This window comes from Tautonia rosea, from assembly GCF_012958305.1.
In the GTDB taxonomy this organism is placed as follows: Bacteria; Planctomycetota; Planctomycetia; order Isosphaerales; family Isosphaeraceae; genus Tautonia; species Tautonia rosea.
The window spans coordinates 505,837-521,018 of record NZ_JABBYO010000003.1 but is presented as its reverse complement, the minus strand read 5'-3'; the positions used below and the strand labels follow the sequence as shown (position 1 = coordinate 521,018).

At 61.9% G+C, this 15,182-nt stretch carries 18 protein-coding genes; 12 read left to right on the top strand and 6 right to left on the bottom strand.

Going from position 1 to position 15,182, the window contains the following annotated elements; translation table 11 throughout:
* Positions 1–190 precede the first annotated feature (190 nt).
* The 3 genes from HG800_RS07500 to HG800_RS07490 all read left to right on the top strand — a co-directional run bounded on the left by HG800_RS07500 (position 191) and on the right by HG800_RS07490 (position 2,886).
* Positions 191–868 (top strand): uracil-DNA glycosylase family protein, encoded by a 678-nt coding sequence (locus tag HG800_RS07500; protein WP_169975359.1) that lies wholly within the window; start codon positions 191–193, stop codon positions 866–868.
* 117 nt (positions 869–985) lie between these two features.
* A complete protein-coding gene (locus tag HG800_RS07495; protein ID WP_169975356.1) occupies positions 986–1,405 on the top strand; it encodes a BlaI/MecI/CopY family transcriptional regulator in 420 nt (139 codons plus the stop codon).
* A gap of 44 nt (positions 1,406–1,449) precedes the next feature.
* Positions 1,450–2,886, top strand: coding sequence for a M56 family metallopeptidase (locus HG800_RS07490; RefSeq protein ID WP_169975354.1), 1,437 nt, complete (start codon positions 1,450–1,452; stop codon positions 2,884–2,886).
* A 36-nt stretch (positions 2,887–2,922) separates the two neighbouring features.
* Here the strand turns inward: HG800_RS07490 and HG800_RS07485 are convergent, their stop codons facing one another.
* Together HG800_RS07485 and HG800_RS07480 are read right to left on the bottom strand one after the other, a co-directional pair.
* Positions 2,923–3,459 carry a type 1 glutamine amidotransferase domain-containing protein gene (locus tag HG800_RS07485; RefSeq protein WP_169975352.1) on the bottom strand — a complete coding sequence of 179 codons (537 nt, stop codon included), beginning with the start codon at positions 3,457–3,459 and terminating at the stop codon, positions 2,923–2,925.
* 130 nt (positions 3,460–3,589) lie between these two features.
* Positions 3,590–4,627, bottom strand: a complete 1,038-nt coding sequence (locus tag HG800_RS07480) for an NAD-dependent epimerase/dehydratase family protein (RefSeq protein WP_235963388.1) — start codon at positions 4,625–4,627, stop codon at positions 3,590–3,592.
* A gap of 326 nt (positions 4,628–4,953) precedes the next feature.
* Here HG800_RS07480 and HG800_RS07475 point away from each other — a divergent pair, with 326 nt between their 5' ends.
* From HG800_RS07475 to HG800_RS07460, 4 genes are all read left to right on the top strand, one after another.
* Positions 4,954–5,355, top strand: coding sequence for a TraR/DksA family transcriptional regulator (locus tag HG800_RS07475; protein ID WP_169975348.1), 402 nt, complete (start codon positions 4,954–4,956; stop codon positions 5,353–5,355).
* Between the two features lie 66 nt (positions 5,356–5,421).
* Complete coding sequence (lspA, locus tag HG800_RS07470) at positions 5,422–6,018, top strand: signal peptidase II (RefSeq protein ID WP_235963386.1); 597 nt, start codon at positions 5,422–5,424, stop codon at positions 6,016–6,018.
* 171 nt (positions 6,019–6,189) lie between these two features.
* Positions 6,190–6,633, top strand: a complete 444-nt coding sequence (locus tag HG800_RS07465; RefSeq protein ID WP_169975344.1) for a YHS domain-containing protein — start codon at positions 6,190–6,192, stop codon at positions 6,631–6,633.
* A gap of 242 nt (positions 6,634–6,875) precedes the next feature.
* Positions 6,876–7,256, top strand: a complete 381-nt coding sequence (locus HG800_RS07460) for an SPW repeat domain-containing protein (protein WP_169975342.1) — start codon at positions 6,876–6,878, stop codon at positions 7,254–7,256.
* Positions 7,257–7,280: 24 nt separating this feature from the next.
* Here HG800_RS07460 and glnA read toward each other — a convergent pair whose 3' ends face one another.
* The gene (gene glnA / locus HG800_RS07455; protein WP_169975340.1) at positions 7,281–8,696 is read right to left on the bottom strand and encodes a type I glutamate--ammonia ligase; all 1,416 of its coding nucleotides are present in this window, start codon (positions 8,694–8,696) and stop codon (positions 7,281–7,283) included.
* A gap of 345 nt (positions 8,697–9,041) precedes the next feature.
* On the opposite strand from glnA, the gene HG800_RS07450 reads away from it, so the two are divergent.
* The gene (locus tag HG800_RS07450) at positions 9,042–9,362 is read left to right on the top strand and encodes a hypothetical protein (RefSeq protein WP_169975338.1); all 321 of its coding nucleotides are present in this window, start codon (positions 9,042–9,044) and stop codon (positions 9,360–9,362) included.
* Between the two features lie 132 nt (positions 9,363–9,494).
* Here HG800_RS07450 and HG800_RS07445 read toward each other — a convergent pair whose 3' ends face one another.
* A complete protein-coding gene (locus HG800_RS07445; RefSeq protein ID WP_169975336.1) occupies positions 9,495–9,956 on the bottom strand; it encodes a ferritin-like domain-containing protein in 462 nt (153 codons plus the stop codon).
* A gap of 120 nt (positions 9,957–10,076) precedes the next feature.
* Between HG800_RS07445 and HG800_RS07440 the strand changes: the two genes are divergently transcribed.
* On the top strand, positions 10,077–10,469 hold the full coding sequence (locus HG800_RS07440; protein WP_169975334.1) for a DNA polymerase ligase N-terminal domain-containing protein: 393 nt from the start codon (positions 10,077–10,079) through the stop codon (positions 10,467–10,469).
* Here HG800_RS07440 and HG800_RS07435 read toward each other — a convergent pair.
* Positions 10,394–11,179 carry a hypothetical protein gene (locus tag HG800_RS07435; RefSeq protein ID WP_169975332.1) on the bottom strand — a complete coding sequence of 262 codons (786 nt, stop codon included), beginning with the start codon at positions 11,177–11,179 and terminating at the stop codon, positions 10,394–10,396. The two genes, HG800_RS07440 and HG800_RS07435, sit on opposite strands and share 76 nt — an antisense overlap.
* Positions 11,180–11,459: 280 nt before the next feature.
* Between HG800_RS07435 and HG800_RS07430 the strand changes: the two genes are divergently transcribed.
* From HG800_RS07430 to HG800_RS07420, 3 genes are read left to right on the top strand one after another with little or no spacing between them, the layout of a single operon-like run.
* Positions 11,460–12,464 (top strand): energy-coupling factor ABC transporter permease, encoded by a 1,005-nt coding sequence (locus tag HG800_RS07430; protein ID WP_169975330.1) that lies wholly within the window; start codon positions 11,460–11,462, stop codon positions 12,462–12,464.
* Positions 12,454–13,125 (top strand): cobalt ECF transporter T component CbiQ, encoded by a 672-nt coding sequence (gene cbiQ / locus HG800_RS07425; protein ID WP_169975328.1) that lies wholly within the window; start codon positions 12,454–12,456, stop codon positions 13,123–13,125. The genes HG800_RS07430 and cbiQ overlap by 11 nt, the downstream gene beginning before the upstream one ends.
* Before the next feature lie 18 nt (positions 13,126–13,143).
* The gene (locus tag HG800_RS07420; protein ID WP_169975326.1) at positions 13,144–13,983 is read left to right on the top strand and encodes an energy-coupling factor ABC transporter ATP-binding protein; all 840 of its coding nucleotides are present in this window, start codon (positions 13,144–13,146) and stop codon (positions 13,981–13,983) included.
* A gap of 87 nt (positions 13,984–14,070) precedes the next feature.
* On the opposite strand, the gene HG800_RS07415 is transcribed toward HG800_RS07420, so the two are convergent.
* On the bottom strand, positions 14,071–15,066 hold the full coding sequence (locus tag HG800_RS07415; RefSeq protein WP_169975324.1) for a malate dehydrogenase: 996 nt from the start codon (positions 15,064–15,066) through the stop codon (positions 14,071–14,073).
* Between the last annotated feature and the right edge of the window lie 116 nt (positions 15,067–15,182).

Here is a 15,182-nt window from a genome sequence, read left to right as displayed (position 1 = left end):
CACCTGGCTCGAATCGATCGTCTTCACGGAATAAAGAATCATCATTGTACCACGATGAACCGTGGCCGACGACTCCCGGACACACCAGACACGATCCGGGGTTCACGAACCCCTGGATGACCTGGACCTCCTTCGGTGATCAGGCCATGATCAATGCACCAGGCCCCTGCTCTTCTCTTCGAGGCCCGCCATGCGCAGTGTAGACGACCTGCTTGAAGCAATTGCCCAGGAAGCCCGACGGGCCGAGTTCCCGATCGATGAGCCGGTCTATTCCGCATCAAAAAAAGATCCGACCTGGCCTATCCTCTTCGCCGGCTCGCTCTCGGCCCGTGTGTGTTCGTTCGGGCGCGATCTCGGCCGTGATGAGGTGAAGTGGGGGCAACCGCAGATCGGTGCCGGCGGCCGCCTGGTGCGCCGAGAAGTCTATCGAACGTTTCTGGGAGCCCCCCCCGACGACGACCCGAGACTCGAAGCGGCTCTCCAACACATTGTGCTCTCGAATACGGTCCCGTACAAACCTCCCGGTAACAAAGCCTACTCGACGACGGTCAAGGAACGCTTTCGGCCCTTCGTGGCCGAATTCCTCACGGCTCACTGGTCCGGCAATCGCGTCATTTGCCTGGGCACCGAGGCCTTCAAGTGGTTCACGCCGTACGTCGGAGCCAAGCTGATCGAAGAATTCTGGAAACGAGACGATCGTTACGAGGCCGACTTGCCCTGCGAGCTTGTTGTGGAGACCGATGAAGGAATCCTCCGCAAAGCGATAATCTTGAGTCCGCTTCCGCACCCCTCCCCCTTGAACCAACGTTGGTACGGAAAGTTTCCGGATCTCCTCCACCAGCGTCTTCATGCCATCTCGAAAGCCTGACGAGTTGCATTTCTCATCTCGGAATTCCGTAAGACTTCAGGGTTGTTTACACGTGATGGGCCCGCTACGTTGAGGAGATCGAACGACGCCGTTCCAGGCAGCCGGGGAGCGTCCACCATGAGAAAGGTCCAGATGGTCACCGATCGCGAGCTCGAGATCCTCAAGGTTCTCTGGGCCAAGGGACGTGCCAGCGTCCGAGAGGTGCAGGACGAGCTGGTCAAGGAAAGTGGGCCGGTCGCCTACAGCACGGTTCAAACCCTGCTGAACATCATGGAAGAGAAGAAGGGACTGGTCAGCCACGTCGTCGAGGGACGAACATTTATTTACGTGCCGCTCAAGTCTCCGGAACGAACGATCCGCGATTTAACGAGACGTTTTGTCGATCGCGTCTTCGACGGCGCACTCGACCGAACACTCGTCGCGTTGCTCGACTCGAAACCGCCGACGGCCGAGGAATTCGACCGGCTCCGAGCGATGCTTGACGAGGCTCAACGCCAGGGCTCGCCGATGATCAGCTCGCAGAATCATTCGGATTGAGTTGCGCACACCGTTCCTCCTCAATCGCGTTGTGGAACTCGCCGATGATCGCAATGGTCGATCGCCTGGGGCTCTGGCTGCTCGACCTCGGAAGCGTCACGGCGGTCTGGCTCTCACTCGTGATGATCACGATGATGGCCTGTCGCCAACCCGTGCAGCGGAGAGCCGTGGCCAGGGTCGGCGTTCTCGGAGCACTGAGTCTCGGGCCCTTGATGCTGCTCCCGATCGAGACGATCGAAGGGTTCATCCCTCGATCTGCCTTGCTGGCTCCGGTGGCCAACGTGTTTGGTTGGGTAGTGGTTCCGCTGGGCCTCCTGAGTCGCCTGCTCACCCTTGGCTATCTGATCAGTGTCGCGGCAGGAATCGGCTGGCTCCTGCTCGGCGTTCTGGCGTCGAGACACCTGATCCAGACCGCTCGACCTGCCTCTGCCTGGGCGACCAAGGAGTACGCCAGGCTCTTGATCTCGGAACACCCGGCGATGCGTCCACGCCTCTGCGTCTCCGCAAAACTCGGACGTCCGGCCTTGATCGGTGAGTTCCGTCCCATGATCCTTCTGCCGGAAGGATGGGACCAACCAGGCCCCGGATCTGCCGACCGGCTCCGGATGGTCTTGCGTCACGAACTGGCCCACGCAGAGCACCACGATTCACGCTTCGTTTGGCTTTCGACCCTTCTGCAGGCCGTCTGGTTTCCGATGCCCCCGGCCTGGTGGATTCGTCGGCGGCTTCTCCTCGATCAAGAAGTCCTGGCCGACGATCTGGCCGCTCGGAAACTCGGCACACCTGGTCGGGCCTATGCGGCCTCACTCGTCGAACTCGCGGGCGGAGGCCGGCCTCACCCCATCCGGGCCACTCCTACGGCGCAATCGGATGGACGGAGACGGGCCCCACAGGTCTCTCCGCTCGTGCTTCGGGTCGCAATGTTACTGCAATGCCCGTTCCCAATTCAACAGAAGGTCCCGATATGGTGGCGCATCGCCATGCCAGGCATGATGGTGATGGTCTTGTTCGCTCTCTCTCGATTCTCGCTGTTCGATGATCGCAAGGCTTCGCCGCCGCAGCTGACCGAAACCCCGACGAGTCCGTTTCATCTACTCGAACTTGAGGTATATCCCGACCTCGAAAACGATCCTCTCCGGCTCCCCGCACCGTTGCCGGAGGCCTTCGAGCTCTCCGCATTGCTCCGAGCCAAACCGGCCGACCTTGGCCAGATTGGCATTGCCGGCTATCGGCTCGGCCTGCCCAAGCAATTGCCCGACACCGCCCAGGGCACCCCTGACGTCTGGCACCACGTGCGTCTTCAGGTTGAAGGATCGACCGTCCGACTCTGGATCGACGATCAGCCCGTCACCACAACGCCCGATCCGGCAGCATCCGGACAATGGCTCACCATTCGCCCTCCACCCGGTGGCTCCTTGCAGCTCCGTGATCTGATCCTCTCCCCATCCGAGCCAACCCGATCTGCGGACGGAACCGCCTGATCGGATCAGCCCAGGGGGTGTCGAGGAAATATCTGATCAGCGAGCACTCGCTTCGATCATTGCATCGAAAATGCCCATCATGAACTCGGGAAGGTCGTTCGGCGTCCTGCTGGTCACGATGTTTCCGTCTCGAACGCAGGCGGCATCCTCCCAGATGGCCCCGGCATTCTCGACGTCGTCTCGGATGGCGAAAAACCCGGTCAGCTTGCGCCCTTTGATCGCCTTCGTCGAGCAGAGCATCCACGGGCCGTGGCAAATCGCGGCCAGCACCTTCCCCTGGTGGGCGGCCTTCGTCACCAGATCAATCATGGGCTGGCAACGTCTCATGTGATCGGGCGAGTAACCGCCGGGAATGATGATCGCGTCGAAGTCCTCAGCCTTCACATCAGCCGCGGCCACGTCAGACTTGGCCGGATACCCATGCTTCGAGGCGTAAGACTCGCCGGCCTTGGGTCCGACGATCGTGACGTTGCAACCCGCCTCTCGAAGTCGGAGGACCGGGTACCAGAGTTCCAGATCTTCGTAAAACTTCTCCACCAGGACTGCGACGCGCTTTCCTTTGATCTGTTCCATCGGGGCAGCTTCCTGAAAGGACGAGTATCGAGTTCGGCTCTTGGGGTCGACCGACGATCAGTATACCCGAGGCGCGGGTTGGCTCGCAAAACGCGACCCGAACGCCCTCGCCTTCCACCGATCCGACAGATCAGGACGTTGAGGCCGATCCGGCCGCCGGTGCCGGGCTGATCGTCGAGGTCAGACCAGTCAGGTCGGCCATTGCGGCCTCGATTCCTTGCTCGAAGGAATACGGCGGCTGATATCCCAGCACCCGGCGTGCCTTCTCGATGGAGTAATCAAGATTCAAGCCCAGGAATTTGTAGCGGGCCTTGTTGATCAAAGGAGGCCGCTTGGCTCCTCGGGTCTTGGCGATCGTTTCCACCACGTTGGCAAGAACCCGAGCCAGGCCGAGCGGAATCTTCCTGGTCGGCTCCTTGAGCCCTGCGAGCTGCGCGACTCGCGACACAAACTGTCGCTTGGTGATGCGCTGGCCGTCGGTCAGATTGAACACCTGTCCGATGGCTTCGGAAACCTCGGCCGCAAGGAAGATACCCGTCACAAGATTCTTGACGTAAATGCAATTGAGCACTTGATCGCCCGAACCAAAATAGGCGAACGTTCCCTTGCGCAGGGCGTTAATCAGCTTCGGCAAGACCGTGCGGTCTCGCTCTCCATAAATGAAGCCCGGCCGCACGACCGAGGCAGGCAATCCACGCTCGGTATGGCAGTTCAATACGAGTTGCTCGGCCTCGGTCTTCGATCGTGTGTATGCATCCAGTGAGTTGGCCGCCGGCGGTGTGGTTTCGTCGGTGCCGTAATGATCTCGCCCTTCATAAACTCCGAGCGAACTGACATGTACGAACCGCTCGACCCGAGCGTCGACCGCCGCATCGAGCAGCAGCCGAAGGGCGTTGACGTTCAGCCGACGAAACTCTTCGAGCGTTCCCCAGTCGCCGACCTTCGCAGCGCAGTTGAAGACCCAGTCAGCCCCCTCGCACCCTCGACGAAGCGAATCGGCGTCTTCGAGGTCTCCGATCACCTTCTCGACTTCCTGACGATCCAGCCAGGATGTGTCACTGGTCGCTCGAACCAGAACCCGGACTCGATGGCCACGACGTTTCGCTTCCTCGACCGCGTGGCTGCCAACCAGTCCACTGCCTCCGGTAATGAAAATCAATTTCGACATGCTGGTACTCATGGAGGCGCTCATGACTCGTCCCCAGTCAGGCCCGACCGTGCTTCGGCCGACGGCCCCGAAGGACGCCCTTTCTTGAAAAAAGGCTACCCCGAGCCTTGGCCAGGTCAAGTGAGCCGATCGACAAGGAACCGCGGCCAGGACTGGCGGCGCCGATCCCCTTCGGTGTAATCTGGAGGGTCGAAACATTCGTGCACATCCACGCCGACCGGGACGACCGCCCGGATCGCGTTGACAAGGGGGGCGAGGGGAGACTAGCATTTCTCCCCATCGCGATCCCCCGATCAGGCATTGACCGCCTGCGGAGGATCGACTCGATGGCCAATGATCGCCAGTTGAAGCAAGACGAGCAGGAGCGTTTTCGGAAGATCCTCCTGAGCCTGCGTGCTCGGCTCCAGGGTGATGTCGATCAGATGACCGACGAGGCCCTCAACCGTGGCGGCGACGCCGGGAATGGAAACCTTTCGAGCATGCCGATTCACATGGCCGATCTGGGGACCGACAACTTCGATCAGGAATTCACCCTCGGCTTGATCGAAAACGAGCAGGAAACGCTCGACGAGATCGAAGCCGCTCTGGTCCGGCTCGCCGATGGCGGTTTCGGCCGCTGTGGCGACTGTGAAAAACCAATCGCCAAGGCTCGCCTTCAGGCGCTTCCTTACACCCGCTATTGTATCGAGTGCGCCCGGGCACACGAAAATCGAGTGGCCCTCGGTTGATCAAAATCTCCACGGGCCGATCCGGCCCGGCAGGACGCGAAAGGCTCGGCGATGGAGACGCAGCCCTTGGCCGGTGCTGAACCCAGAACCGTTAGTGCTTCCACCGGGAATCCGTCCATTCCGGTCAGTCGATGGTTGCTCTTTTGGGGCCTGGCCCTCGGCGGTTCGGCATTCGACCTGATCACCAAGGCGGTCGTCTTTCAGCGGGTCGGTCCGCCCGGCTCTCCCGCTGTCTCGGTTCTCGGAAAAATTCTTGAGCTTCGAACAAGCTATAACACCGGGGCCCTCTGGGGAATTGGTGGAAACCTTCCCTTCGGAAGCCTCATGTTTGCGGTCCTGTCCATTGTGGCGGGAGTGTTCATCCTTTACTGGTTGTTCGTGCTCCGAAACGCAACCGACCGTTGGCAAACCGCTGCGCTGGGTCTGATCATGGCCGGAGCCATTGGGAACTGTTACGATCGCCTCCGGTTTGGCCACGTCCGCGACTTTGTGCATGTTCATGTCGACTCGATCAACTTCGATTTCCCAATCTTCAACTTCGCCGACAATATGCTCGTGATCGGAGCCGTGACCCTCATGCTCCTGGCCTTCCGGGAAGATCCCCCTGTCTCGGAACACGCCGAGCCGTCCGCTCGCAAATCGTCGGCTCCACCCCAATCCTGAATCGAGAGCCGGGGTGCTTCCCTCTGTACGACGGCTTGTCGAGGCGCTAGAGTAAGACTGCGAACCGGCTCCAACCGGCCCGATCCCGCCGCGCTGCACGACGCGGCCCGGACTGGTCCAGCCGGCCGCGTGGCATCCCGAGTCTCAGTTTCCGATCACGAGGACCAATCCATGCGTACGCTCTCCCTGCTCGTCGCCATTGCCTTCGCCGCCCCCGCGATGGCCTTCATCGCCGATGAAGTCTGCATCGACGACGCCAAGTGCCCCGTCTCCGGCGCCCCGGTCAAGGCCGAGCAAAAGGTCGAGTACAAGGGTGCTTCGGTCTACTTCTGCTGCGGCAAGTGCCCGAACGCCTTCAAGGCCGATACCGCGAAGTTCGCCGAAAAGGCCAATGCTCAACTCGTCGCCACGGGCCAGGCCGAACAGACCGCCTGCCCGCTCTCCGGCCGACCGGCCGATGACACCAAGGCTACTGAGGTCGCCGGTGCTTCCGTTGCCTTCTGCTGTGGCAACTGCCTTGCTAAGGTTGAGGGAGCCGAAGACGCCGAGAAGCTCACCCTCGTCTTCTCCTCCGCCGCCTTCGACAAGGGCTTCAAGGTCAAGGAGAAGGAGTGATTACTCAATCTCCGACTGACTGATTGCCCTCACACCGCCCGCTCGTGGCTCCAGGCCCTGGCGGGCGGTTCTCGTTGCCCCTCGATCGTCCCAGGCGAGCCTTGATTCCGCAGTGCATCTTCTCCGCAACTGCCTGTCTTGTCGGTGCGAGGTGATCGACTCCTCATCCGTTTATTACCTTCCGCTGTCTTCTCTCCTTGCACCCTGCCTTATCAGACCGAGCCAACAAGGAAGAACGACCGATGCGGTTCCTCTCCACCCGCAACCACGGCGTGCTCGACTTCTTGGTCGGAGCAAGCCTGATCCTCATGCCCTGGGTGCTCGGTTTTTCGGTCGGAGGCCCCGAGACCTGGGTGCCTGTTGTGGTGGGTGCATTGGTCATCGTCTACTCATTGATGACCGATTATGAAGCCGGATGTGTCAGCCTTCTGGCCATGCCCACTCACCTGGCCTTCGACTCCGCCGCCGGAGTCTTTCTGGCGGCATCCCCCTGGCTGTTCGGCTTCGCCAGTCTGATCTGGATCCCTCATGTGATCCTGGGAGTCTTATCGATCTTGGTCGCGACCTTCACCCGGGTGCTCGAGCCCTCTCGTTCCGAGAAGCACGACACCCCGGACGGATGACCGCGACCCGATCCTTTTATTGACTCAACCAACATCGTAATAGAGCGAGAACTCATACGGGTGAGGCCGAACCCGTACCGCTTCGACCTCATACTGACGCTTGTACCAGATCCAGGTATCAATAACATCTGGCGTGAAGACATCACCCCGAAGAAGAAAATCATGATCCTGGGACAACGCATCGAGCGCCGCGTCGAGTGACCGCGGCGTGCCTCGTACCTCGTCCAGTTCCTCAGGCCGCACCTCATAGAGATCGCGGTCGAACGGCTCACCGGGGTCGGCATGCGTCTGAATCCCGTCGAGCGCCGCAAGGAGTACAGCCGCGAACAACAGATAGGGGTTCGACGACGCATCAGGACATCGGTACTCGATCCGACGCCCATCGGTCACGGGGTCATGGACTGGGATCCGGACGATCGCCTGGCGGTTTCGACGGCTGTACGCCAGTTTCGTGGGAGCCTCGAACCCTTCTACCAGGCGTTTATAACTGTTGGTCGTCGGGTTGCCAAACGCACAGAGGGCCGGCGCGTGGCGGATCAGACCCCCGACAGCGTGCATGGCCAGTTCGCTCATGCCGGCATAATCCTTGCCAGCCATCAACGATTGCCCCCCCGAGCGAAAGCCAAGGTGCAAATGGAGCCCCGATCCATTCTCGCCAAACAGGGGCTTGGGCATGAAGGTCGCCGACTTGCCGTGCCGTCTCGCCACATTGCGAATGATATAGCGCGCAAGCATCACATGATCGGCCGCCTCAACAAGTGACCGAGGAAGAAGGTCGATCTCCCCCTGGCCGGCCGTGGCGGCCTCGTGAAAATGCGCCGCCGTGGCGATGCCGCAGTCACTCATGATCTGCGCCATCTCAGTCCGCAAGTCCGACTGACTGTCCATCGGAGGGCACGGGAAATAGCCGAGGGTTGATCGCGGCTTGTATCCCAGGTTCCCCGAGTCATCTCTCCCCTGATTCCAGGCTCCTTCCTCCGAGTCGACGTGATAAAACGCCTGGTTGCCCGTCTGATCGAACCGCACCCGATCGAAGACGAAAAACTCCAGCTCGGGAGCAATCCGACAATCATCGGCCACGCCTGATTCCCGAAGATGCTGCATCGCCTTCAGGGCAATATTACGCGGGTCTCTCGTGTAGTCCTGTTGGGTGATCGGGTCCTGGATGTTGCAGATCATCGTCAGGGTCGGACGTGCTGCAAACGGGTCGATCAACGCCGTTTCCGGCTGAGGAACAACCAGCAAATCGGCCTCGTTGATCGCTCGCCATCCCAGGACACTGGAACCGTCAAATGGAATCCCATTCTGAAAGGTCGCCTCGGTCAGCGCCTCGGCCGGAATGGCAAAATGCTGCCAGACACCCGGAAAATCCATGAACCTGAGATCAACCGTGAACACCTCTCGCTGGCGAATGTATGCCAGAACCTCTTTCGGGCTCACGCCTTTGCCCCCTCGCGACGATCTCGTCGCTATCGATTCGAACAGCTCCGATGGCGCTCTTGCCCGCCTCCCTGGCCGTCCGCCATCAGCGGTCGACGCTTCCTGAGCTTAACCGAGCAGAACCCACCAGGCCAGATGGACGATCGCCTCGTCACCAGAAGACCTTTCCCACACGCCGTCCAATCGGCCCGTTCTCGTTTTTTTCAACACCGCTGCACTTCGCGCTTGCCATCGAACATGGCCTTCCGGTATGATTCGAACATCCGAGCTGAGACTGAATCTCAATCGCGAACACCAGCCTTCGATTCCTCCACCCCGACGGTTCGGTTCCAGGGAGAGACGACCGTGGCGCGAACGGTCCTAGCGACACTGCCGGGTTCGGCCCCTTGTCAACGACTCCAGGTCGCTCTGGAGCAAGCGGATCAAGGTGGTCTGACGATCTCTTTGTGCGAGCAACATCACGCAGAAGGGATCGGCTGGTTCACGCAACGTTCAATGCAACTCGAACCGCGCCAGTGGGCTCAACTTCAAGGTGTTCTCAGTATGAGCGAGGCTCGCGCGAGCCTTGATGCTGAAGACGAGGAGGCGCCCGCCACCTTACCCTTCCCCGGCCCGAACAGCCCGCAGCGGTTTCGCCATGCCGTCGGAGACGGCTCGGACTACTGACCGACACCGTCGAGCGACTCAGTCCCGACAGCGATCGAATCGAATTCACTGGTCTTCAACGACAAATCAAGGCCTCGGGAAGAATTCCTCCCGAGGCCTTGACCATTCGATTCTTTGCTTCTATTCACCGAATCAGCCGGTTCGCTGCTGGGGACGGGCCGAGGTCCCGACGCTCAAATCCCCCTCGTCGAGAATCTTGGACAGGTGGTCGGCCCCGTCCTGTTCCATCTGGCAGATGTCTTCGAGCAGGTTGCGCATGCCCACGTCGCGGTCTTCGCACAGCTCGATCGCCTGGGTGTACAACTCGACGTGCCGACGCTCCATCTCCAGGGAGTTGCGAAGCATCTCGTTCAGGTCGGTCGTCACCTTGACCTCTCCCCGCTCGACGGTCGTCACGCCTCCGAGGGCCGCGATCTTGTCGCCGACCTTGTGAGCATGCTCCAGAGCCTCTTCGCCGCTGTCTCGGAAGAGTTTGTAATAGACCTCTCGCCAGGTGCCTCGGACGAGGAAGCTATACTGGGTGTACTGGACCAGCCCGGCATACTCCCACTTGAGGATTTCGTTCAGCTTCTCAATCATCGCGGCGCGATCCATCGAGCGCTCCTTTCCGGCAATAATTTCGGGACGATGTTCCTGGGACCCAGGGCTGCCCGACTTCTCGTGAGGGTTGTAACAGCCTCATTGTAGGCCATCAGTCCCAATTGCTCCAGTTCGATGAGGTTCAACTCTCTTCAGAATCCGACCCCCTCTGCCGCCCCGAATCGTTTCGTGCTCCTGGAACACCGATGGAACGGTGTCCACTGGGACCTGATGCTCGAAGCCGGCGATCGGCTGCGCACCTGGGCCCTCACGCACCTTCCCGTCCCCGGAATCAACATCGGGGCCACGTCTCTGCCAGACCACCGCGTCGTCTACCTCGACTACGAGGGGCCGATCTCGAACGATCGGGGAACCGTTCTTCGCATCGATCGAGGAACCTATCACCCGATCCTCTGGACCGAGGACAGGGTGGTGATTCAACTGTTCGGGGATCAGGTCATTGGCGAGGCGGAGCTCGTCCGGCTCGGAGATCGTGGCTGGCGATTCCGGATAGGAAATTTGATTTGAAGAATGCGCCGGGACGGCAGCGTCAGCTCTGACACCCGACCCGCTTCCCGGTCCGATCGTCCGCTGAGGTAAAGCCGACCGTCGAGAACGATCACGCGTTCCAGCACCACATCGTGTCGATCTGGCGTCGGCGAGTAGTGGATGTGAACCACCGCCTCCCCGCGATCGTTCGTCCAATCGACATCCAATCCGTGCGCCTTGACCCGGTCAACGATCGGACCGACCACCTCATCAGGAGAGATCGGCATGGCCCCGGCTCGGATTTTCTCCAGGCGAAGCGCAAGTGTGTTGTCTCCCGCAACCTCGACTCTGGCTACCACCCAGATCAAGGACCTGAACGGGCCCCGATCGAGCTTGAAGGCCAGTGTCACTCGGTCAAGCTCGAAGACAAGCAAGGGATCGCGGACGCCTTCAGGCAGATACTCGGCGAAGTGCGTGACCAGATCTTCCGCAATCCATGCATTGACCTCCTCGTCCGTGAAGCTCGCCTCCCAGCGCGTCTCATTGGCGATATCGTTCCGGAGCTGAAACGTCTGCGAGACGAACCGATCGGCCTCGACCCGTCGAATCGTTCGGTCCTTGGCTTCCAGATTGCGGTAAAACGGCGGTTCATAGGTCAACGACCGCCAGATCGCCAATGGAATTGCTGTTCCCAGAAGAACCAGGACGATCAGCAGCGTGACGATCCTGCGCTTCCGTGACGCTCGCATGGGCGGTCCTCCAGGTGACCTTGGCCGCAGGCGGAAGGCATTGCAAGAGCGATCGCGTGACGGGCAAACCAGCGCGAACAAACGGAGAAGGGAACGGCCAAGACCATACGGAAGCGCTTCAATCCCGTCAATTCGGACCGACTCGAGCCTCCAGACCGTTGACGACACCGGGCCTTTTATGCGCGAATGGTGAAAACGCGCATACGGGCACGGAAATCGTCTGAGCTCGACGGGGCAATCGTGTGCGACCCCGAGATCCGTTCCCGGCGGAGCCGAATCCATGCACATTCCGGACAATTTGCTGTCTCAACCTGTCATTCTCACGACTGGAGCCGTGGCTCTGGGAGGATTTGCCCTTGGTTTGCGAAGGCTAAGAACGCGTCTGAGGGACCGAACGATGGTCCTGATGGGGGTCATGTCCGCCTTCGTGTTCGCGGCCCAGATGGTGAATTTCCCGCTCTTTGTCGTGCCGGCTTCCGGGCATTTGATCGGTGGGGTGCTGGCGGCAGTCTTGCTTGGTCCCTGGGCTGGGGCCCTGGTCCTTGGGACCGTGCTTCTCGTGCAGGCCTTGCTGTTTGCCGATGGCGGCATCCTGGCCCTCGGGGCGAACTTCGTCAACCTTGGGTTGATCGCAAGCGTCGGTGGCTACGCCATTTACGACCCAATCCGCAAATCCGTCGGCGGCCAGTCCGGCGTCCTGATCGGTGCGATGGTCGCGGCCTGGTTCTCGGTCTTGCTCGCCTCCCTGGCGTTTACGATCGAGCTGGCGGCTTCGGGCTACTGGTCGGACCTGCCAAGGGTTCTCGGCTGGATGACCATGATCCACGCAGTTATCGGCCTCGGCGAAGCGATGATCACCGGGCTCGTGCTCCGAACGGTCCTCTCGGTTCGTCCCGACCTGATCTTCGACGACGAGGGAGCCACAACCCGATCAGGCCGCTGGAGTCGCGTGGCCCTCGGTGGCCTGGCGGCCTCACTGGCCGTCGCAGCCTTTCTCGCCCCGCTTGCCTCTCCCAAGGACGACGGACTGGAATTCGTCGGCGGACGGCTCGGGTTCCTGAACGACGAGGCCGGATCGCTTCTCACCGGGCCGATGAGGGATTACTCGATCGAAGGGCTGCCCGACATCGCCTTGGTGACCGCCGCGGTGGGACTGATCGGGACGCTCACCGTGTTCATCACCGGGCTCATCCTGGCAAGGGCGTTTACCCAGAACACACAAAACCACAACGAGCTGGGTCCCTCCTCTCCTGCCGAAAAAGGGCCGGAACCTCATGCGGCTTGACTGGCTCGAACCCGATCAATCGGCCCGAGGGCCGCTCCACCGGATCGACGCGAGGGTCAAGCTCCTGGCGACCCTGGCTCTGGTGATCTCGGTGGTCCTCCTTCCCATTGGTGTCTGGCGGCCACTGGGGGGGGCGGCCATTCTCCTGGCCTTCCTGATCGGGATCTCAGGGGTTCCACCCGGACTCCTGATGCGAAGGGGGCTGGCTGTCTTGCCGGTCGTGGTCCTCCTGGCGGTGATGATCGCGCACTCGCACCCGATGGCTCCGGCGCTCGGCCCCTGGATCGTCGGGGGGACCATCCTGGCGAAGAACTGCCTGACGATCCTGTCCGTCTTGCTCCTGGCACATGTGACGCCCTTCCGCGACCTGATGACCGCCCTCGAACGCCTCAGGGCCCCGACGGTGCTGGTCGCCACCCTGCTTTTGATGTACCGTTACCTGTTCGTCCTGGCCGATCAGCTCGGCCGAATGGCCCGCGCCCGACGGTCCCGATCCTTCCGAAACTCCCGATGGTCAGAATGGCCGCTCGGAGCGTCCCTGATCGCCGGATTGCTCCTCCGATCCTTCGAGCGTGGCGAGCGCGTCCACGCGGCGATGCTCGCCCGGGGGTGGGACGGTACCTTCCGCAGCCTCGACGGCCCCGATCCACCCGACCGATAAGCCCGATCTTGCCTCACCATGACGCCGACCTCCCGTGATGCCCCCCCTCCGGCCTCCCTGCTCGTCCGAGGGCTCCGATACCGCTACCCCGACGGCAAGGAGGCCCTCCGCGGCGTCGATCTCGAAATCCGAGCCGGAGAGACCGTCGCCCTGGTTGGCCCCAACGGCGCGGGCAAGAGCACGCTCCTGCTCCACCTCAACGGCTTGCTCCCCGGTCGCCTCGGCTCCGCGGGCGATCCGGGACTCGGGCACGGCCACGGCCTCCCCTCGATCAAACGCCCCGAGTCCGCGACCTCAGTCTGGATCGACGGCCTCCCCGTCAATGAGCGCAACGGCCCCGAGATCCGCCGTCGGGTCGGCCTGCTCTTCCAGGACCCCGACGACCAGATGTTCTCCGCCACCGTGCTGGAAGACGTCGCCTTCGGGCCCTTGAACCTCGGCAAACGCAAGGCCGAGGCCCGCCGGATCGCACTGCACTGCCTCGGCCTCGTGGACATGGCCCAGGCCGCCGACCGCCCTCCTCACCACCTCAGCTTCGGCGAACGCAAGCGGGCTTGCCTCGCCGGCGTCCTCGCCTGCGAGCCGACCGTCCTCGTCCTCGACGAGCCGACCGCCAACCTCGATCCCCGCTCCCGACGCAACTTCCTCAGCTTGATCCGGTCGCTCCCCGCGACCAAGCTCATCGCCACCCACGACCTCGAGATGGTCCTCGAACTCTGCGACCGCGTCGCCCTCCTCGACGCCGGTCGGGTCGTCGCCGACGGCCTCCCCGAGACGATCCTCGGCGACGAGGCCCTCATGGAGTCGCACGGCCTGGAGCTTCCGATCTCGATCCGATTGAGCCGCCCGATCGGCTGATCCTTCGTGATTCAAAGGCGGTCACGGGGCCTTTCCCCTTCCAAGAGAAAGGCCCCGATCGAACTCGATCAAGAGGCAAGAAGCCGCTCAGACGGCCGGCCCGAGCAGTTCCTTGACCACTTCCCGTTCCTTGTGCAGCTCGTCGGCCGAGGCGTCGATCCTACGGCGGGCATCGTCGTCGATGGCCAGGTCGGTGACGATCGAGCAGGACAGGTCGCTTCCCGTCCGGATCGGGAACGAGTACATCAGGCCACCGGGGACGCCGTACGGGTTGCCTTCGGAGAAGATCGCCACGCTGTGCCAGTCGTCACCGGCGGTCGCTTGCGAGCAGGACCGGACGCAATCGAGCGCCGCGTTCGCCGCAGAGGCCGCCGAGCTGGCCCCCCGGGCCTTGATGACCGCGCCGCCCCGTTTGGCGACGGTCGGGATGAACGTCTCGGAAAGCCAGGCGTGATCGGAGATCACCTCCGTCGCCGGCTTGCCGCCAATCCGGGCGTTCTTGTAATCCGGGTACTGGGTGTCCGAGTGATTGCCCCAGATCGTCATCCGAGTCACGTCCGAGACACCGACGCCCGCCTTCTGGGCAAGCTGGGCCTTGGCCCGATTCTCATCGAGCCGGGTCATGGCGAACCAGTTCTGCCGGGGGACGTTCGGCGCGTGGGACATGGCGATCAGGCAGTTCGTGTTGCACGGGTTTGCAACGACGAGCACCTTGGCCTTCGGCGCCGCGGCGTTGATCGCCTTGCCCTGGCCGGTGAAGATCGGGCCGTTGGCCCGGATCAGGTCGGCGCGGTCCATGCCTTCCTTGCGGGGCATCCCGCCGACGAGGAGCACCCAGTCGGCATCGGCGAACGCTTCCTCGGCGTTGTCGGTCGCCGTCACCCCCTTGAGCAAGGGGAACGCACAGTCGTCCAGCTCCATCAAGGTGCCGTTCAGCGCACCGAGGGCCGGGGTGATTTCCAGCAGGCCGAGTTTTACCGGCTGGTCAGGTCCGAACAGACCGCCGCTTGCGATCCGAAACAGCATGGCGTAGCCGATCTGACCGGCGGCGCCGGTGATCGCAACCTTCACGGGTTGACTCATCGATGTCGGGCTCCGTTGCAGGACGAGGCGGGCCATTGAGGGAGGTCTCGACCTGCCGACCGGGCAGGGAGACCCGTTCCCTCAAGCCACAATCCGAGATCATACACGAAGACCCG